This window comes from Nocardioides okcheonensis (assembly GCF_020991065.1).
GTDB lineage: Bacteria > Actinomycetota > Actinomycetes > Propionibacteriales > Nocardioidaceae > Nocardioides > Nocardioides okcheonensis.
Window position 1 is genome coordinate 3,826,720 of the sequence record NZ_CP087710.1, and the last position, 18,597, is coordinate 3,845,316.

Below are 18,597 nucleotides of genomic sequence, written 5' to 3' on the forward strand. Positions count from 1 at the left end.
CTATCGGGTGGCGCTGGCCGACCCGCTCCACAGGTCGGGCCAGGCGTGCCCCAGCTCCTGCACGAGCTCGCGCAGGAGGGGCAGGCTGACGCCGACGACGTTGCTGTGGTCGCCGTCGATGCCCGTCACGAAGGCCGCTCCCAGGCCGTCGATCGTGAAGGCACCGGCGACCTGCAGCGGCTCGCCGGTGGCGACGTAGGCGTCGATCTCGTCGTCGGTGACGTCGGCGAAGCGGACCACGGTGGACCCGGTGGCCGCTGCCACGCGCCCCGAGGACGCCTCGCGGAGGCAGTGCCCGGTGTGGAGCACGCCGGACCGGCCACGCATGGTGCGCCAGCGCGCTCGTGCCTCGTCGGGCTCGTAGGGCTTGCCGAGCGCCTCGCCGTCGAGCTCGAGCACCGAGTCGCAGCCCAGCACCAGGGCGTCGACGGGCACGTCCGGCCGCGCCGCGACCGCCGCGCACTTCAGCTCCGCGAGCTGGAGCGCGAGCTCGGCCGGCGGCAGGCCGGCGACCTGCGTCTCGTCGACGCCGCTGACCACGACGGTCGGGTCGACCCCGGCCGCCCGCAGCGTGGCGAGCCGGGCGGGGGAGGCGGAGGCGAGGACCAGGGGCACCCGAGCCGTCACAGCCGCTCCAGCGCGGTGCGCAGCGGGTCGAGGCCCAGCGAGCCGAGGTCGAGGGCGGCGCGGTGGAACGCCTTGAGGTCGAAGTCGTCGCCCTGGCGCCGCCGGACCTCGTCGCGGGCCTCGAGCCAGATCCGCTCGCCGACCTTGTAGGACGGGGCCTGACCGGGGAGGCCGAGGTAGCGCTTGACCTCGAACTGGATGAACTCGTCGTCCATCCGGCAGTGCAGCCGCATGAACTCCAGGCCCAGCTCCGGGGTCCAGGTCTCGCCGGGGTGGAAGGCCGTGCCGCCGGCGCCGAGCCGGTTGTCCTCGGGGATGGTGAGCTCGAGGTGCATGCCGATGTCGACGATGACCCGCGCCGCGCGCAGCGACTGGCCGTCGAGCATGCCGAGCAGGTCGGCCGGGTCGTCGAGGAAGCCGAGGTCCTCCATCAGCCGCTCGGCGTAGAGGGCCCAGCCCTCGCCGTGGCCGCTGCACCAGCACATCAGCCGCTGCCAGCGGTTGAGGGTGTCGCTGCGGTAGGCGGTCTGGGCGACCTGGAGGTGGTGGCCCGGGACGCCCTCGTGGTAGACGGTCGTCACCTCGCGCCAGGGGTGGAAGTCCTCGATGCCGTCGGGCACTGACCACCACATCCGGCCAGGCCGCTCGAAGTCCTCCGAGGGGCCGGTGTAGTAGATGCCGCCGTCGTTGGTGGGCGCCAGCATGCACTCGATCCGGCGGACCGGCTCGGGGATGTCGAAGTGGACCCCCGCCATCTCCTCGAGGGTCCGGTCGGCGAGCCGCTGCATCCACTGGCGGAACTCCTCGCGGCCGTGGACGACCCGCGCGGGGTCGGCGTCGAGGTGGGCCACCGCACCGTCGACGTCGGCGCCCGGCAGGATCCGGTCGGCGGTCGCGTGCATCAGGTCGGACAGGCGCTGCAGCTCGGTCCAGCCCCAGGCGTAGGTCTCGTCGAGGTCGACCTCGGCGCCGAGGAAGTAGCGGCTGGCCAGCGCGTACGCCTCGCGGCCGACGCCCTCCTTCTCGCGCCCCTGCGGCTCGAGCTCGTCGCTGAGGAAGAGGCCGAACGCGGCGGTGGCGGCGCTCGCCGCACCCGCGGCGGCGCGCAGCGCGCTGTCGTCGGCGCGGCCGAGGCGCTCGACGAGTCCGAGGTAGAAGTCGCCGGCGTCGCCGGCCTGGCCGGTCCAGCGGCGCACCTGCTCGGCCACCTCTGCGTACTGCCGGGCGGCGACGACGTTGCCCTTGCGGGCCTCGTCGGACAGCGTCACCCGCAGCCCCTCCAGCGCGGCGGGGACCGCCTCCAGCCTGGCCGCGATGGCGGCGACGGCCTCGTCGCCCTCGGTCGGCATCAGGTCGAACACGCCGCGGATCTCGTGCAGCGGGCTCCACAGCACCGACATCCGCGACCGGTTGACGCCCGCCTCCTCGAGCTCGATCTCGAGCCGGGTGCGCTCGAGGAACGCGTCCTGGGCCGCCGCCTCGCGGTCGTCGACCGGGGTGGCCGCCTCCACGGCGGCGACCACGCGGCGCGCCAGCTTCAGGCGGGCGTCGAAGCCGGCGGGCGAGAAGTCGGTCATCTCGTGCTCGTGGCCGGCGACCCCGATGGAGGTCGCGGTCAGCGGGTCGAGGGCGCAGTAGTCCTCGACGAAGGCGTCACAGAGGGCATCGATGGTCCGGGTCACGGGGCGACCCTATGCCGAGGCTCGGACGTCGGTCAGCCGGTTTCGTCGCCGACGGTGGAGCCGACGGCCGCTAGGTCGGGCCCGTCGCTCCACCGTCGCCGAGCGCGCAGGCCGGGCCGCACGGTCGAGGCACACCGACCCACCCTCGTCGCCGGAGCACCTGCGCGACGATCGCGGCCAGGCGGCACGGCTCGAGGACCTGCGCCCAGCCGGGGCGCAGGGTGAGGTGGTCGTCGACCGACGCGTCGAGGTCGCGCTGCAGGTCGGACCACCGGTCCACCGCATCACGGTGCCCGAAGGCCCCGTCGAGCTCGACGAGGACCCGCTCGGGTGCGTACCGCACGTCGCGGTGCACGACGCCGGACGCGGTGTCCTGCCGCAGCTGGCGCTCACCGAGCGGCAGGCCGTGGGCGCGCTCGACGTCGCGCAGGTAGCGCTGCTCCAGCACGGACCTGGCGCCCGAGGCCACGTCCGCCAGGACCTCGCCCAGGAACGCCCGCCGTGGCAGTCGGGGCAGCCGGCCGACGGTCTGCGCCAGCCGCTCGGCCGTCGTCAGTCCTTGGTGGACCGCGTCGGAGAGCAGCGCGACGGCGCCGGCCGGGTCCCGGTCGGCCGCGGCCTTGAGGAGGGCGAGCTCGACGGCCACGCGCGGTGGGCGCCGGTTCGGCTGCACCCACTGCTCGTGCTCCGCCACCCGCTCGACCACGACGCCCTCGGGCGGACGGATCCGTCGGTCGTGACCCACGACCAGCCGGACCGGTTCGGTCCCCGTGCCGCCGGCCCGCCGGTCGCGGGTCATGCCGTGCGCGTCGAGGGCCGACTCCCGGTGGAGTGCGGCCGGCGCACACGCGAGCACGGCCGCCCAGCGGCGCTGGGCGCGGGTGGGGCGTGCGCCGTGGTCGACGTAGACGCCCGGGTGGACGACGAACAGCTCGCGCCGCGCGACCAGGCGGCGTACGTCCGCGCGCGAGGCACCCAGCTCGACGAGCTGCGACCGGGAGACCACGCCGTCCTGCGCCCGGAGCAGGCGTGCGAGGCGGTCCTGGTCCAGGGAGCTCGTCGAGCGCTTCGGCATCCTCCGACGATCGCCCCGGCGGCGCCCCGGACACCACGGGGCGCGACCGATCTGTGGACGGTCCCGGCGACGGTGGAGCGTGCGGCCGCTAGGTCGGGCCCGTCGCTCCACCGTCGGTCAGGTCGTCCCTCAGTGCGGCAGGCCGCTCGCGCGCCAGGCGCCCGCTCCGGGGCGGTGGGTCTGGCGTACGCCGCGGGCGGGGAGGTTCCACGACGGGCGCGGCTTCCTCGGCGGCTCGCCGCCCGCCGACCCCAGCGCCGAGAAGACCGCGACCAGCGCGGCGACCTCCTCCGGTGTGGCGTCGGGGTTGACGACGCGGAGGAGGGGTGGCTGGTTCTGGTCGATGTCTGCGTTCATGCTCACCTCGTGGGTTTCGTCGCGCGGGCCCGGCTTCGCAGGCTCAGCCGGGGCCGCTTGCTCAACCTCGTCTCCGTTCGGTGCTCGCTCCTGCGTCGCGAGCCCCGAGTCGCTTGATCACAGCGGGATGTTCCCGTGCTTCTTGGGCGGGAGGGTCTCCCGCTTGGTGCGCAGCAGGCGCAGCGCGCGGACGATCTCGAGGCGGGTCTCGTGGGGGGAGATCACGGCGTCGACGTAGCCGCGCTCGGCCGCGATGTAGGGGTTGGCGAGGGTGGTCTCGTACTCCTCGATGAGCTCGGCCCGCTTCGCCTCGACGTCGCCGCCGGCGTCCGCGACCTTCTTCAGGGTCTTGCGGTGCAGGATGTTGGCCGCGCCCTGGGCGCCCATCACGGCGATCTGGGCGGTGGGCCAGGCGATGTTGATGTCGGCGCCGAGGTGCTTGGAGCCCATCACGTCGTAGGCGCCGCCGTAGGCCTTGCGGGTGATGGTGGTGACCAGCGGGACGGTGGCCTCGGCGTAGGCGTAGATCAGCTTGGCGCCGCGGCGGATGATGCCGTCCCACTCCTGGTCGGTGCCGGGCAGGAAGCCGGGGACGTCGACGAAGGTCAGGACCGGCAGGTTGAAGGCGTCGCAGAACCGCACGAAGCGGGCGGCCTTCTCGCTGGCGTCGATGTCGAGGGTGCCGGCGAACTGCATCGGCTGGTTGGCGACCACGCCGACCGACTGGCCCTCGACGCGGCCGAAGCCGATGAGGATGTTGGGCGCGAACAGCTCCTGGACCTCGAGGAACTCCTCGTCGTCGAGCACGGCGGTGATGACGTCGTGCATGTCGTAGGGCTGGTTCGGGGAGTCCGGGATCAGCGCGTCGAGCGTGCGGTCGAGGTCGGTGACCTCCATGTCCGGCGCCTCGTCGTAGGTCGGCGCCGGGTCCAGGTTGTTCTGGGGAAGGAACGACAGCATCGACTTGACGTACTCGATCGCGTCCTCCTCGTCGCTGGCCATGTAGTGGGCGTTGCCGGACTTGGTGTTGTGGGTGCGCGCGCCGCCGAGGTCCTCCATCGTGACGTCCTCGCCGGTGACGGTCTTGATCACGTCGGGGCCGGTGATGAACATCGCGGAGGTCTGGTCGACCATCACGGTGAAGTCGGTGACGGCGGGGGAGTAGACGTGGCCGCCGGCGCAGTTGCCCATGATCAGGCTGATCTGCGGGATCACGCCGGAGGCGTGGACGTTGCGGCGGAAGATCTCGCCGTAGAGGCCGAGGGAGACCACGCCCTCCTGGATGCGGGCGCCGGCGCCCTCGTTGATGCCGATGATCGGGCAGCCGGTCTTGATCGCGAGGTCCATGACCTTGGTGATCTTCTCGCCGTAGACCTCGCCCAGCGAGCCGCCGAAGACGGTGAAGTCCTGGCTGAACACGCAGACCATCCGGCCGTTGACCTCGCCGTAGCCGGTCACCACGCCGTCGCCGTAGGGGCGGTTCTTCTCCAGCCCGAACGCGGTGGAGCGGTGCCGGGCGAGCTCGTCGAGCTCGACGAAGGTGCCCTCGTCGAACAGCATCTCGATCCGCTCCCGGGCGGTGCGGCGGCCCTTGGCGTGCTGCTTCTCGATCGCCTTCTCGGAGCCCGCGTGCACGGCCTCGTCCAGCCGGCGCTCGAGGTCGGCGAGCTTGCCGGCGGTCGTGCGGATGTCGATGCCTGTGTCCTGCGAGGGGACGTCGGTGCCCTCACCCGGCTGTGCACTCACGCGGTGGCCTCCTGGTCGGTCGAATCTGGTCCGTCCGGCAATCTAGTGCCCATGACCGCCGCGCTCCCACCTCGCCCACCCCTCGACGTCGACCGGATCACCGCCCCGGCGGGCTGGCGGGTCGAGGTCGAGGAGGCCACGCCCTCGACCAACGCGGCGCTCGCCGCGCGCGCCCGGGCGGGCGAGGAGCCCGGCCTGGTGCTGGTCACCGAGCACCAGACGTCGGGCCGCGGCCGCCTCGACCGGGTGTGGGAGACGCCGCCGCGCTCGTCGCTGACCTTCTCGGTGCTGCTGCGCCCCGACCTGCCGGCCGACGCGTGGCCGTGGCTGCCGCTGCTCACCGGCTACGCCGTCCAGGCCGCGCTCGCCGACCGGCTCCCCGACATCGGGCTCAAGTGGCCCAACGACGTCCTGGTCGACGTCGGCGAGACCGGCGCCGGGCGCAAGGTCGCCGGCATCCTGGTCGAGCGGATCGAGACCGACCTCGGGCCGGTCGCGGTCGTCGGGGTCGGCATCAACGTCGACCAGACCCTCGACGAGCTGCCGGTCGCGCTCGCCACCTCGGTGTCGCTGGAGACCGGCGAGCCGGTCGAGCGCACCGGCCTGCTCAGCCAGGTGCTGGGCTCGCTGCACGGGTTGATGGGCCTGCTCGACGACACCGAGGCGCTGCGCCGGGCGTACGCCGACGTGTGCGTGACGGTCGGACGCACGGTCGACGTGCACCTGCCCGGCGGCGAGGTGCGGCGCGGCGAGGCCCTCGACGTCGACGCCTCGGGCGCGCTGGTCGTCGGCACCGCCGACGGCGCCTTCTCCGTCGCCGCGGGCGATGTCGTGCACGTGCGGCCCGCGTAGTGACATGATCGGCGCGTGGCGTTCCCCAGCAAGCTCCTCAACGAGGGTGAGCACGTCGTCGTCTCCACCCGGACGCACCCCAAGGCGCTGATCCTGCCCGGCCTGGTGCTGGTCGTCGTCGCGGCCGCGGTCATCGCGCTGAGCACGACGACCGACTCGACGGCCCTCGGCGTCGTCTGCGGCGTGGTCGCCGCGCTCGCGGTGGTGTGGTTCCTCGCCGGACCGTTCCTGCGCTGGTTCACCACGACCTACACGTTCACCAACCGCCGCTTCATCAAGCGCTCGGGGTTCATCGCGAAGGAGGGCCGCACGATCCCGCTCAACCGGATCAGCGGCGTCGACTTCGAGATCGGCGTGATCGACCGGATCTTCGGCTGCGGCACCCTCGTGGTCTCCGACGCCAGCACCGAGGGACGGGTCGAGCTCTCCGACATCCCCGCCGTGGAGCAGGTCCAGCTCAAGGTGTCGGACGAGCTGCACCGGCTCTCCGGCGGTGACCGCCACGACGATGGCTCCTGACCGCGCCGCGCGCGGCTCGTCAGGTCGCGCGCCCGGCGAACGGCTCGACGACGCGATCCTGCGCGCCGCACCGGAGTTCAACGCCCTCGAGGTGGCCGCCGAGACCGGCCTGACCGTCGAGCAGACCCGACGCCTGTGGCGCGCGCTCGGGTTCCCCGAGTTCGTGGGGGAGAAGGCCTACACCGCGGCCGACGTCGAGGCCGTCGCGACGCTCATGGGCTTCGTCGACGCCGGCGCCGTCGACTTCGACATGGCCGTCAACCTGACCCGCGGCGTGGGGCAGACGATGGCGCGCCTGGCCGACTGGGAGGTCTCGACCCTGGTGAGCCGGGTCGAGGAGCTCGAGTCCGGCGACGAGGCGACCGGGTCCCGGATCGGCTCGGCGATGCGCCTCATCAACGAGGTCAACCCGCCCTTCGAGCGCCTCCTGGTCTACGCCTGGCGCCGCCACCTCGCCGCCGCCGTCGGCCGGATCGAGGCGATGGGCGCCAAGGACGAGGACCTGCACACCATCGACGTGTCGGTGGGCTTCGCCGACCTGGTGTCCTTCACCGCCCTGTCCAACACCCTCGACCGCGACGAGATCGGCGACCTCGTCGAGGTCTTCGAGAGCCGCTGCCAGGACGTCGTCGCCCGCTACGGAGGCCGGATCATCAAGAGCCTCGGCGACTCCGTCCTCTTCGTCACCAACACCGCCGAGGAGGCGGTGGGGGTGGCCGAGGGGATCATCAACGTGATCGGTCGGGACGCGAAGATGCCCGACGTACGCCTCGGGCTCGCGAGCGGGCCGGTGGTCCAGCGCCTCGGCGACATCTTCGGCCCGCCGGTCAACCTGGCCGCCCGGCTCACCCAGGTGGCCCGGCGCAACCGCCTGATCGTCGACCAGAACACCGCCGACCTGCTGCCCGCCGACGAGTGGGAGCACCGCCGGCTGCCGGCCCGCCCGGTGCGGGGCTTCGGGCTCGTCGAGCCGGTGGCGGTCCGGCGACGCTGAGCCGGCTCAGGGTGCGATCACGAGCTCGTCCACCAGGTCGTCGACGAGCCGGAACCGGTAGCGGAGCTCGGCCACGCGACCGGGGAAGTCGCCCTCGAGGCGGTTGACCGCGACCCAGCGGGCCCCGTCGGCGCGTCCGGCCCCGACGAGCGTCGTCGTGTAGGTGAACTGCGATCCGGCCGAGCCGAGGAACTCCAGCACCTCGGAGGTCCCGCGGTAGGTGCGTCCCTCGTCGGTGACCGTGGCGTCGGCGGTGAAGGCCCCGATCGCCTCGCCCACCTCCCGCGCGGCGTGCGCGGTCAGGAAGTCGAGGACGACGGCGGGGAGCTGGTCGGGTGCGACGGTGGTGTAGGTGTCCATGGACCGACAGTGGGGCATCCCGCGGGGAGAGGGTCAAGCACTCGACCTTCCCCCGGGGGGAGGGTGCATGCTGCGGGCATGCTCTCCATCGGCGAGTTCTCCCGCCTGACGCACCTGAGCGTGCGGACGCTGCGCCGTCACCACGACGCGGGCCTGCTCGTGCCCGAGCACGTCGACCCCGCCACCGGCTACCGCTCCTACGGGGCGTCCCAGATCCCGACGGCGCAGGTCATCCACCGCCTGCGCGAGCTCGACGTGCCGCTGGCGGAGGTCCGTCGGATCATCGACGCACGCGACCACCGCGACCGTGCCGAGCTCGTCAGCGGGCACCTCGAGCAGCTCGAGGCGCAGCTCGAGCGGACCCGCTCGGCGGTCGCCTCGCTGCGGCGGCTGCTGGCCCCCGAACCACCCGCGCTCGCCGTGGAGCTGCGGTCGCTGGCGGCGCGCGACGTCGCGGCCGTGCAGGACGAGGTGGGGCTCGACGACGTGCTGTCGTGGTTCGCCGGGGCCGTGTCCGAGCTCGACGCGGTGGTCCCGGAGCCGGCCGGACCGGTCGGCGGCGTCTACGGCAACGAGCTGTTCGAGTCCGGCCGGGGCAGTGCCCTGGTGCACGTCCCGGCGCCCGCGTCCCTGACGCCGCGCGGACGCGTCCGCAGGGCCACGCTCCCGGCCGTCGAGCTCGCGGTCACGGTCCACGTCGGCGCCCACGACGACATCGACGTCACCTACGGCGAGCTCGGGAGGTGGGTCGTCGACAACGCCCTGGCGGTCGACGGACCGGTCCACGAGCGCTACCTCGTGGGGCCGCGCGACGACCCGGACGAACGGCGCTGGCGCACCGAGATCGGGTGGCCGGTGTTCCGGGTCGGCGCGTGAGCACCACGGTCGCGGTGGACCAGACCAGTTCGCCACAATTCGCCCATACGGGCCTCCGCGCCGCCCGCTCGTCCCTACCGTCGGGCCCGTGCTGGCAGTGCAGGACGTCCGTCTCGACCCCGAGACCGGTCAGGTGTGGCGTGGTGACGACGAGATCAGGCTCGCGCGCAAGGAGCTCCAGCTCCTGCGCGCGCTGATGGCACGTCCGGGTGACATCGTCACCCGCGGCGAGCTGATGTCGGAGGTCTGGCAGACGTCGTTCTACACCAGCTCCAAGACCATCGACGTGCACCTGGGCTGGTTGCGCCGCAAGCTCGGCGACGACCCGCGCAACCCGACGCTCATCACCACCCACCGTGGTCGCGGGCTGCGCTTCGAGACCCACGCGGCCGGTCGCGGAGCCTGACCCTAGACTCCCTCGCGTGTCCTCGACCGGCTCGCACCGTGCCCCCACGCTCGCCGTCATCGGAGGTGGGCAGCTCGCCCGGATGATGGCCCAGCCGGCCATCGGCCTGGGCCTGCCGCTGCGCCTGCTCGCCGAGGCCGAGGGCGTCTCCGCGGCCCAGGTGATCCCCGACCACCTCGTCGGCGACCACCGCGACCTCGCGGCCCTGCGCGCCGTCACCGCGGGGGCCGCCGTGGTGACCTTCGACCACGAGCACGTCCCCACCGACCACCTCCACGCCCTCGAGGCCGACGGGGTCGCCGTGCGCCCCGGGCCGGACGCGCTCGTCCACGCCCAGGACAAGGCCGTCATGCGCCGCCGCCTCGCCGAGCTCGACGTGCCGTGCCCGCGCAACGCCGTCGTCACCACCACCGCCGAGGTCGAGGCGTTCGGCCTGCCGTGCGTGCTCAAGACGACCCGCGGCGGCTACGACGGCAAGGGCGTGTGGGTCGTCCGGGCGCTCGGCGAGGCGCAGGTCGCCTTCGACGCGGCCGCCGCTGCCGGGGTCGAGGTGCTGGCCGAGGAGCTCGTCGACTTCCGGCGCGAGCTGTCCGCGCTGGTCGCCCGGTCGCCCAGCGGCCAGGCCGCGGCGTACCCGGTCGTGGCCTCCACCCAGCTCGACGGGATCTGCCACGAGGTCGTCGCCCCCGCGCCCGACCTCGACCCCGGCCTCGCCGGGCAGGCGCAGGAGATCGCGCTGCGGATCGCCGGCGAGCTCGACGTGACGGGCATCCTCGCCGTCGAGCTCTTCGAGACCACCGACGGCCGGATCCTCGTCAACGAGCTCGCCATGCGTCCGCACAACACGGGCCACTGGACCCAGGACGGCGCGGTCACGTCACAGTTCGAGAACCACCTCCGGGCGGTGATGGACCTGCCGCTCGGCTCGCCGGCGCCGCGCGCCGCCTGGACCGTGATGGTCAACATCCTCGGCGGACCCACCGACGCGGGGCACCTCTACGACGGGCTGCCGCACGCGATGGCGCGCGACCCGCGGCTGCGGGTGCACCTCTACGGCAAGGACCTGCGGCCGGGCCGCAAGGTCGGTCACGTCAACGCCTACGGCGACGACCTCGAGGACTGCCTCGAGCGCGCCCGGCACGCCGCCGCGTGGTTCCGCGGCGACCTGGGCAACGAGAGCGAGTGAGGACGGCCATGGACGAGCAGCAGCAGCACGCGGGCGCGCGGGTCGGCATCGTGATGGGGTCGGACTCCGACTGGCCGGTCATGCAGGCCGCCGGCGAGGTGCTCACCGAGCTCGGCGTCACCTGGGAGGCCGACGTCGTCTCCGCCCACCGGATGCCGACCGAGATGGTGGCGTGGGGCCAGCAGGCCCACACCCGCGGGCTGTCGGTCGTGATCGCGGGTGCCGGCGGCGCCGCACACCTGCCGGGGATGCTGGCGTCGCTCACGCCGCTCCCGGTGATCGGGGTGCCGGTGCCGCTCAAGTACCTCGACGGCATGGACTCGCTGCTCTCGATCGTGCAGATGCCCGGCGGGATCCCGGTCGCGACCGTGGCGATCGGCAACGCCAAGAACGCCGGCATCCTGGCGGCGCGCATCCTCGGCACCAGCGACCCGGACCTGCAGCAGCGGCTCGTCGACTACCAGGCCGCGCTGGCCGAGACCGCCCACGCCAAGGGCGAGGTCGTCCGCCGGGCCGCGGCGGGGGAGACCCGCCGGGTGGGCTTCTAGTCCCGGACCCGCCCGCGCAGCGCCTTGGTCGCGCCGCGCTCCTTCTTCGCCTTCAGCCGCCGCTCCTTCGCGCCGCGGCTCGGCCGGGTCGGCCGGCGCGGCGGCGGGGGCGGGGCGAGGGCCTCGCGCAGCAGGTCCGCGAGCCGCTCGCGCGCCGCGACGCGGTTGCGGTGCTGGGAGCGGTGCTCGGACGCGGCGATCGACACCACGCCGGCCGGCCACCGGCGCAGGGCGCGCCGCCGCTGGGTGTCGGTGAGCGCCGTCGAGGACGCGACGTCGTAGTCCAGCTCGACCCGGGAGTCGGTGGTGTTGACCGACTGGCCGCCGGGCCCGGGGGAGCGGGAGAACCGCTCGACCAGCTCGGCGGCAGGCACGACCAGGCCCTCGGGGAGCCCGGGGCCGGCCTGGACGTGGAGGTCGCGCACGCCCCCATTGTCCCTAGGGTGGCCCCATGACCGTACGTTGGGGAATCGCCGCCACCGGCCGGATGGCCGCCGCCTTCGCCGAGGACCTCGCCCTGGTGCCGGACGCCGAGATCGCCTTCGTCGGCAGTCGCGACGCCGATCGCGCCGCGGAGTTCGCCAGCCGGGTCGGTGCCGCCGGGTCCGGCACCTACGGCGACCTGCTCGACGCCGAGCTCGACGTGCTCTACGTCGCCACCCCGCACCCGCAGCACCACGCGATCGCCCTCGCCGCGATCGAGCGCGGGACGCCGCTGCTGGTCGAGAAGGCCTTCACCGCGACCCTCGCCGGTGCGCGCGAGGTGGTCGCGGCGGCCCGCGACGCCGGGGTCTTCTGCATGGAGGCGATGTGGACCCGCTTCCAGCCGGCCGTGGTCGCGGCCCGCGAGCTCGTCGCGGCGGGCGAGATCGGTGACCCGGTCCTCGTGCAGGCCGACTTCGGGGCCCACCGCGCGTACGACCCTTCCAGCCGGCTCTTCGACCTCGCGCTCGGCGGCGGCTCGGTCCTCGACCTCGGCGTCTACCCGATCTCGCTCGCCCAGCACGTCCTCGGGCGCCCCGACCGGGTCGTGGCCACCGGCACCCGCTTCCCCAACGGGGCCGACGCGACCGCCGCGATCCACCTCGCCCACGACGACGGGCGGGCGGCCGCCCTGTCCTGCTCGCTGGCGTCGGCCACACCCGGGTCGGCGGTCGTCGTCGGCACCGAGGGCTCGATCGAGCTGTGCCCGCCGTTCCACCACCCCGAGCGCCTCGTCGTGCGCCGCGGCGACGACGAGCCGCGCACGCTCGAGCACCCCGCCACCGGGCGTGGCTACACCCACCAGGCCGACGAGGTGCACCGGTGCCTCGCGGCCGGGCTCACCGAGAGCCCGGTGATGCCGCTCGACGACACCCTCGACGTGATGTGGGTGCTGGAGGAGTGCCTCGCCCAGCTCGGCATCCCGATGGCCGAGGCAGCGGTCGAGCTGTGAGTCAGGCGCCCCGGCGGCGCCACTCGATCGCGGGGCAGGTGTCCATCACCATCGGGACGCCCGCGGCGAGGGTGCGGGCGAACGCGTCCTCGTCGACCACGCCGAGCTGGAACCACACCCCGCCCGCGCCGATCCCGACCGCCTCGTCGGCGAACTGCCCGGCGGCCTCGGAGCGGCGGAACACGTCGACCACGTCGACCGCGAACGGGATGTCGGCCAGCGTCGCGTAGCCCTGCTCGCCGAGGACGGGCGGCGTCGCCGGGTCGGCGAACGACGGGTGCACCGGCACGATGCGCTTGCCGCGCTGCTGGAGCAGCGAGGCGATGCTGTACGCGGTGCGCGTCGGGTCGCCGGACAGGCCGACGACCGCCCAGGTCTGCTGCTCGTCGAGCATCCGGTCGACGGTCGCTGGGTCCTGCCATGACGTGGCCATGACCACACCGTAGACGCCTCCTCGTAGATGCATGGACGTCCTAGAATCTGTCGTCATGAGCGAGTTCCCCCTCTACGCCCTCTCCGAGGAGCACCAGGCGGTCCGCGAGGCCGTCCGTGCGCTCTGCGACGCCAAGATCGCGCCGTTCGCGGCCGCCGTCGACGAGGAGGCGCGCTACCCCCACGAGGCCGCCGAGGCGCTGCTCGCCTCGGACTTCCACGCCCCCCACGTGCCCGAGCAGTACGGCGGCGCCGGCGCCGACGCGCTTGCCACCGTGCTGGTGATCGAGGAGGTCGCCCGCGCGTGCGTGTCGTCCTCGCTGATCCCCGCGGTCAACAAGCTGGGCTCGCTGCCGGTGCAGATCGCCGGCTCGGAGGAGCTCAAGCAGACCTACCTCACGAAGCTCGCCAAGGGCGAGGGCGGCTTCTCCTACTGCCTCTCCGAGCCCGACGCCGGGTCCGACGCCGGCGGCATGAAGACCCGCGCGGTCCGCGACGGCGACGAGTGGGTGCTCGACGGCGTGAAGCGCTGGATCACCAACGCCGGCGAGTCGGAGTACTACACCGTCATGGCCGTCACCGACCCCGAGAAGAAGACCCGCGGCGGCATCTCGGCGTTCGTCGTCGAGAAGTCCGACGAGGGCGTCTCCTTCGGTGCCCCCGAGAAGAAGCTCGGCATCAAGGGCAGCCCGACCCGCGAGGTCTACCTCGACAACGTCCGCATCCCCGCCAGCCGCATGATCGGCGAGGAGGGCTCGGGCTTCGCGACGGCGATGAAGACCCTCGACCACACCCGGGTCACCATCGCCGCTCAGGCCGTCGGCGTCGCCCAGGGTGCGCTCGACTACGCGCTCGACTACGCGAAGGAGCGCCAGCAGTTCGGGAAGTCGGTCAGCGACTTCCAGGGCATGCAGTTCATGCTCGCCGACATGGGCATGAAGGTCGAGGCGGCCCGCCAGATGACCTACGCCGCCGCCGGCCGCTCCGAGCGCGGCGACGACGACCTCACCTTCTTCGGCGCCGCGGCCAAGTGCTTCGCCTCCGACGTCGCCATGGAGGTCACCGTCAACGCGGTCCAGGTGCTCGGCGGCTACGGCTTCACCCGCGACTACCCGGTCGAGCGGATGATGCGCGACGCCAAGATCACCCAGATCTACGAGGGCACCAACCAGGTCCAGCGGATCGTGATGGCACGGCAGCTCCTCGCAGGGGTGCAGTCAGAGCTCTGACCTGCGGTTTCTCCGCCGTCGCACTCCGAAGATGGGGCCATTGTGCCCTCGTTGTGGCGTCGTGCAGTGGGCCTGCTGCGGCCTGAATCGGCACTGTCAGGAACCACGCAGCACCGGTTTGTGTGTCGCCTGTGTGACACCAGCGGCCTGCTGGGCGCGTGCCCGCGCGGAGACCACGGCGCCATGCAGGTCGGGGAGTCTCTACCGGTCTGGTTCTTGAAGCCGGACTGGCCCGCAGCTGCAAGTCGGCGGCGCAGCGACTGCCCTGCTACCGGCTGGTGAGCTCGGCCGCGGTGGCCCGGGCGGACGGGCCCACCCCGGACAGCGTGGCCGACGCCGGGCCGGTCCAGTCCCCGTAGCCGACGAGGTGCAACCGCGGCTCCCCGACGGACCGGGTGCCGGACGGGCCACCGACGGGGATGTGACCGTCACGCGTACGCAGTCCCAACGCACGCAGGTGACCCAATGCGGGCCGGAAGCCGGTGCACCAGATGACGGCATCGCACGCCAGGGTCGTCCCGTCGGCCCAGGCGATGCCGCCTGCGGTCAGCCTGGTGAACATGGGGTTGGCGCGGAGAACGCCCCGGTCACGGGCGTGCTTCACGCTGGCGACCATCACGATGTCACCCAGGCCAGCCACGCCGGCGTGCTCCCGGCCTTGCTCGAGCGCCTCGATGCGGGCCCGGGCGGTCGTGAACAAGACCCGGCCGTCGACGTCATCGGGCAGGAACCGAGGCGGACGGGTCGTCACCCACGTCGCCTGCGCGACCGTGGAGACCTCAGCGAGGATCTGTGCAGCCGAGTTCCCGCCACCGACGACGACGACTCGCTGGCCGGCGAACTCCTCTGGCTGTCGGTAGTCGCTCGCGTGCAGCTGCCGCCCCGCGAACGTCCGCATTCCCGGATACGCCGGCCAGAAGGGCCTGTCCCACGTCCCCGTCGCCGAGACCACCGCACGAGCCGACAGGGCGAGCCCGTCAGCTGTGACGAGCAGTCGGCCGCCGGGGTCCTCGTCGGCGCGACGTACCGACTCAACCCGGTGCGGACGCAGCACGTGCAGGTCGTACTTCTCCTCGTAGCGGGTCAGGTACTCCACCACGTGGTCCCGCGGCGGAAAGCCGCGGGTGGCGTCGTCCCACGGCGGCATCATCCACCCTGGTAGCGAGGAGAAGCCGGCCGGGGAGAACAGCCGCAACCCGTGCCACATGCGTGGCCATGACCCGCCCGGGCGGTCTGCCGCGTCCACGATGACGAGCTCGCGACCCGGTACGAGCCCGGCTCGTCGTAGGTAGAACGCGGTCGCGAGACCTGCTTGGCCCCCGCCGATGACCACGACGTCGACCTCGAACTCCTGCCTTGCTTCGGAGTACCTGGAGGGGACTGGTGCCGCCTGCTCGTCGCTCACCGTCTACTCCTTCCTGGTCACGGCTACGACATCACACTGTTGAGATGCAGTTGGCCGCGCCCGGTCAGGCGGGTCTCAGCGAAACGCGCAACCTGCGTCGACCCCCATGTGGCGAAACACCGCCGCGGCTGGGCAGACGCCGGTGCTGGCGGACTGCGGCAGGTTGAGGCCGACGAAGCCGGTGAGGAGGAGCCGCCACGGGGAGATGAGGGCGGCGAACAGGGCGCTGGTAAGGGTGATGGTGCCGGCCAAGGCCAGTACGGCACGGTCGAGGTTCACGGGTTTCGTTCCGTTCGAGGGGTAGGGGTGGGGAACGCCGGGGGAACGTCCCCCACCCGGTTCAGGGGGTCAGCGGCCGAAGAGCCGCGAGAGGAAGCCGCCGCTGGGGTTGCCGGTCGTGTCGGATCGGGCAGCCTTCGCGGCGGCGACCTCGGCTGGGGTGTGCTGTCCGTTGCACCACTGACCGCTGGGCACGCGCGCCTTGACGTCGGCGACGTGCTGGCCGCAACCGGCCCAGGTGGTCTTGCTGCAGGTCTTGCAGGTGGTGGGTCGACACATGAGGGTGACTCCGTTCTGTGGGGTGAGCTGGGCTGGTTGATCAGGCAGTGAGCGGGTGCGGCTCAGCCGTGGGAGAAGGTGATGTTGGGCAGGACGCGGGCGAGCCAGCGTGGGGTCCACCAGGCGGCGTCGCCGGTGAGGCGGAGCATCACGGGCAGTAGGACGAGGCGGACGAGGAACGCGTCGAGGAGGACGGCGACGCCGAGGACGATGCCCATCTCCTTCGGGGGCAGCGGTCCGGAGAGAGCGAAGGTGAAGAACACCGCGACCATGACGGCGCCGGCGGCGAAGATCACGCGTCCGGAGTGGGCGAGAGAGCCGACCATGGCCTCTCGGGGGTCACCGGACTTCTCGTAGTGCTCCTTGGCGGAGGCGAGGAGGAAGACGGTGTAGTCCATGGCGATGGCGAAGATCATCGCGAAGAAGAACACAGGCGCCCACGCGTCGAGGAAGCCCTGGTGCTCGAAGCCCATGAGGTCGGCGCCGACGCCGTCCTGGAACACCAGTCGTGCGACACCGAACGCAGCGGCGGTCGAGAGCAGGCTGGCGAGCGTGCCGAGCAGCGAGATGAGCGGCGCCTGCAGGGCGATGAGCAGGAGTAGGAACCCGAGGGCGAGGACGACGCCGATGACGAACGGGGTGGACTCGTCGAGCTGTGCCTTGAGGTCGAGGTTCTCCACGGCCGCGCCACCGACGAGGGCGGAGGACGGGAGGTCGCCGCGGAGCCGGTCGACGGTGTCGGACAGCTCGGGGTCGGACGGGTCGACGGTGGGGATGGCCTGGATGAGCACCAGGTCAGAGCCCGCACCGGTGTCGCTGGCTGAGGGCTGCGCGGGCATGGCGCCGGCGATGCCCGGGTCGCTGCTGAGGGCCTTGGCGGTGGCGTCGGCGTCGGCGGCGTCGGCGATGACCTGGAGGGTGCCGGGGGCTCCGTCGCCGAAGGCGTCCTTGACCTGGTTGTAGCCGATGCGGGCGCTGGCGTCGTCGGGAAGGACCTGGATGGACGGCATCGCGGTCTTCAGGCCGAGGACGGGCGCGGCGAGGGCGAGCAGGACGACGAGGGACGCGAGCCCGAACGCGACGGGGCGCTTCCAGAGGCGCTCGCCCCAGGCGGCGAACTTCGCGGACCGGTGCTCGCCGGTGTGGACCCACGTGAGCGCACCCTTGTTGATGCGGTCGTCGAGCTTGAACAGCACGAGCGGGAGCAGGGTGAGGGTGGCCAGGAGAACGAAGACGACGGCGAGCATGATGCCGCCGGCCATGGACCGGAACGCGGGTGAGGGCACGAGCATGACGGCGGTCAGCGAGACGAGGACGGTGGCGCCGGAGAGGAGGACGGCCTTGCCGGCGGTGTCCATGGTCTCGGCGATGGCCTGGCGTGGGGTCTCGTGGTGGCCCATGCGGGCGGCTCGGAACCGGACGACGAGGAAGAGCGCGTAGTCGATGCCGAGCGCGAGGGCGAACATCATCGCGAAGTTCATCGCCCAGATGGACACGGGGATGAGCTCGTTGATGAGCACCAGTGAGCCGGCGGAGGCGACGAGCCCGGCGAGGGTGAGGATGAGCGGCAGCCCGGCGGCGACGAGGGCGCCGAAGGCGAGGACGAGGATGGCCAGGGTGACGGGCCACGACATCATCTCGGACGTGAGCATGGCGTCGAGGTTGGCTTCGTTGAAGTCCGACCACAGTAGCGAGGCGCCGGTCGGGTTGACCTCGATGCCGTCACCGGAGAGGCCCTCGAGCTGACCCTTGAGGTCGTCGGCGACGCGGACCATCTCGTTGGTGTCGGCACCGGCGCCAGCGAGGATGACTGCGGTCTTGCCGTCCTGGCTGAGCGTGGCGCCGGGCTGGGGGGCGATGACGTCGGCGATGCGGGGCTCGGCCTCGAGGATGCGAGTGGCCTCGTCGATGACGTTCGCGCCCGCGCCCTGGATGACGGGTCCGTCGGTCGAGTGGATGACGACCTGGATGGCGGAGCTGGCGTTGCCGCCGAAGCTCTCGGTGGCGAGCTCGCGCACGGCGACGGACTCGGAACCGTCGGCCTGCCAGCCGGCGCCGGACAGGTTGGCTTCGACCTTGGGCGCGAACGCGCCGAGGCCGATGACGAGGAGCAGCCACACGAGGGCGGTGGCCTTGCGGTGGTGGGTGACCCAGAGGCCGAGGCGACCGAGGGGGCCGGGGCGGTAGCCGATGCCGTAGGGGTCCGCGTCGGAGGGGCCGTGGGGCGGGGTCTGGGCGTGGCGGCGGGTGGCCGTCGACGTCATGAGCGGAACTCGTTCCTGTGTCGGGGTGAGACGGTCTGGCGTACGT

General features: G+C 72.7%; 21 protein-coding genes. 9 read left to right on the forward strand and 12 right to left on the reverse strand.

Going from position 1 to position 18,597, the window contains the following annotated elements; translation table 11 throughout:
- From LN652_RS18585 to LN652_RS18605, 5 genes are all read right to left on the reverse strand, one after another.
- Nucleotides 1-615: a Maf family protein gene (locus tag LN652_RS18585; protein ID WP_230442071.1), complete on the reverse strand. Its 615-nt coding sequence runs from the start codon at nt 613-615 to the stop codon at nt 1-3.
- Nucleotides 616-623: 8 nt separating this feature from the next.
- On the reverse strand, nt 624-2,309 hold the full coding sequence (locus LN652_RS18590) for a DUF885 domain-containing protein (RefSeq protein WP_230442072.1): 1,686 nt from the start codon (nt 2,307-2,309) through the stop codon (nt 624-626).
- A 70-nt stretch (nt 2,310-2,379) separates the two neighbouring features.
- A complete protein-coding gene (locus LN652_RS18595; RefSeq protein WP_230442073.1) occupies nt 2,380-3,384 on the reverse strand; it encodes a type IV toxin-antitoxin system AbiEi family antitoxin domain-containing protein in 1,005 nt (334 codons plus the stop codon).
- Between the two features lie 129 nt (nt 3,385-3,513).
- Complete coding sequence (locus LN652_RS18600) at nt 3,514-3,741, reverse strand: acyl-CoA carboxylase subunit epsilon (protein ID WP_230442074.1); 228 nt, start codon at nt 3,739-3,741, stop codon at nt 3,514-3,516.
- A 117-nt stretch (nt 3,742-3,858) separates the two neighbouring features.
- Nucleotides 3,859-5,436: an acyl-CoA carboxylase subunit beta gene (locus LN652_RS18605; RefSeq protein ID WP_230444770.1), complete on the reverse strand. Its 1,578-nt coding sequence runs from the start codon at nt 5,434-5,436 to the stop codon at nt 3,859-3,861.
- Nucleotides 5,437-5,538: 102 nt separating this feature from the next.
- Between LN652_RS18605 and LN652_RS18610 the strand changes: the two genes are divergently transcribed.
- Genes LN652_RS18610 through LN652_RS18620 form a run of 3 tightly spaced genes read left to right on the forward strand, consistent with a single transcriptional unit; the run spans nt 5,539 to nt 7,852 of the window.
- Complete coding sequence (locus LN652_RS18610; RefSeq protein ID WP_230442075.1) at nt 5,539-6,339, forward strand: biotin--[acetyl-CoA-carboxylase] ligase; 801 nt, start codon at nt 5,539-5,541, stop codon at nt 6,337-6,339.
- A gap of 15 nt (nt 6,340-6,354) precedes the next feature.
- Nucleotides 6,355-6,858: a PH domain-containing protein gene (locus tag LN652_RS18615; RefSeq protein ID WP_230442076.1), complete on the forward strand. Its 504-nt coding sequence runs from the start codon at nt 6,355-6,357 to the stop codon at nt 6,856-6,858.
- Entirely contained in the window at nt 6,848-7,852 is a 1,005-nt protein-coding gene (locus tag LN652_RS18620; RefSeq protein WP_230442077.1) for an adenylate/guanylate cyclase domain-containing protein, read from the forward strand. The genes LN652_RS18615 and LN652_RS18620 overlap by 11 nt, the downstream gene beginning before the upstream one ends.
- A 6-nt stretch (nt 7,853-7,858) precedes the next feature.
- Here LN652_RS18620 and LN652_RS18625 read toward each other — a convergent pair whose 3' ends face one another.
- Nucleotides 7,859-8,212 (reverse strand): nuclear transport factor 2-like protein, encoded by a 354-nt coding sequence (locus LN652_RS18625; RefSeq protein ID WP_230442078.1) that lies wholly within the window; start codon nt 8,210-8,212, stop codon nt 7,859-7,861.
- Nucleotides 8,213-8,290: 78 nt separating this feature from the next.
- Here LN652_RS18625 and LN652_RS18630 point away from each other — a divergent pair, with 78 nt between their 5' ends.
- From LN652_RS18630 to purE, 4 genes are all read left to right on the forward strand, one after another.
- Complete coding sequence (locus LN652_RS18630) at nt 8,291-9,088, forward strand: MerR family transcriptional regulator (protein ID WP_230442079.1); 798 nt, start codon at nt 8,291-8,293, stop codon at nt 9,086-9,088.
- Between the two features lie 88 nt (nt 9,089-9,176).
- Complete coding sequence (locus tag LN652_RS18635; RefSeq protein WP_230442080.1) at nt 9,177-9,494, forward strand: winged helix-turn-helix domain-containing protein; 318 nt, start codon at nt 9,177-9,179, stop codon at nt 9,492-9,494.
- Between the two features lie 82 nt (nt 9,495-9,576).
- Entirely contained in the window at nt 9,577-10,680 is a 1,104-nt protein-coding gene (locus LN652_RS18640) for a 5-(carboxyamino)imidazole ribonucleotide synthase (RefSeq protein WP_230444771.1), read from the forward strand.
- A gap of 8 nt (nt 10,681-10,688) precedes the next feature.
- Nucleotides 10,689-11,228, forward strand: a complete 540-nt coding sequence (purE, locus tag LN652_RS18645; protein WP_230442081.1) for a 5-(carboxyamino)imidazole ribonucleotide mutase — start codon at nt 10,689-10,691, stop codon at nt 11,226-11,228.
- Here purE and arfB read toward each other — a convergent pair.
- Nucleotides 11,225-11,653 (reverse strand): alternative ribosome rescue aminoacyl-tRNA hydrolase ArfB, encoded by a 429-nt coding sequence (gene arfB, locus LN652_RS18650; RefSeq protein ID WP_230442082.1) that lies wholly within the window; start codon nt 11,651-11,653, stop codon nt 11,225-11,227. The genes purE and arfB overlap by 4 nt on opposite strands.
- A 26-nt stretch (nt 11,654-11,679) precedes the next feature.
- Between arfB and LN652_RS18655 the strand changes: the two genes are divergently transcribed.
- Nucleotides 11,680-12,663, forward strand: a complete 984-nt coding sequence (locus LN652_RS18655) for a Gfo/Idh/MocA family protein (protein ID WP_230442083.1) — start codon at nt 11,680-11,682, stop codon at nt 12,661-12,663.
- 1 nt (nt 12,664) lies between these two features.
- Here the strand turns inward: LN652_RS18655 and LN652_RS18660 are convergent, their stop codons facing one another.
- A complete protein-coding gene (locus LN652_RS18660; protein ID WP_230442084.1) occupies nt 12,665-13,096 on the reverse strand; it encodes a CoA-binding protein in 432 nt (143 codons plus the stop codon).
- Between the two features lie 55 nt (nt 13,097-13,151).
- On the opposite strand from LN652_RS18660, the gene LN652_RS18665 reads away from it, so the two are divergent.
- Nucleotides 13,152-14,324, forward strand: coding sequence for an acyl-CoA dehydrogenase family protein (locus tag LN652_RS18665; RefSeq protein WP_230442085.1), 1,173 nt, complete (start codon nt 13,152-13,154; stop codon nt 14,322-14,324).
- Between the two features lie 268 nt (nt 14,325-14,592).
- Here LN652_RS18665 and LN652_RS18670 read toward each other — a convergent pair whose 3' ends face one another.
- From LN652_RS18670 to LN652_RS18685, 4 genes are all read right to left on the reverse strand, one after another.
- On the reverse strand, nt 14,593-15,729 hold the full coding sequence (locus LN652_RS18670) for an ArsO family NAD(P)H-dependent flavin-containing monooxygenase (protein ID WP_230442086.1): 1,137 nt from the start codon (nt 15,727-15,729) through the stop codon (nt 14,593-14,595).
- 75 nt (nt 15,730-15,804) lie between these two features.
- Entirely contained in the window at nt 15,805-16,008 is a 204-nt protein-coding gene (locus LN652_RS18675) for a YgaP family membrane protein (protein WP_230442087.1), read from the reverse strand.
- 69 nt (nt 16,009-16,077) lie between these two features.
- Entirely contained in the window at nt 16,078-16,287 is a 210-nt protein-coding gene (locus LN652_RS18680; protein ID WP_230442088.1) for a hypothetical protein, read from the reverse strand.
- Nucleotides 16,288-16,349: 62 nt separating this feature from the next.
- Nucleotides 16,350-18,551 carry an MMPL family transporter gene (locus tag LN652_RS18685; protein ID WP_230442089.1) on the reverse strand — a complete coding sequence of 734 codons (2,202 nt, stop codon included), beginning with the start codon at nt 18,549-18,551 and terminating at the stop codon, nt 16,350-16,352.
- Between the last annotated feature and the right edge of the window lie 46 nt (nt 18,552-18,597).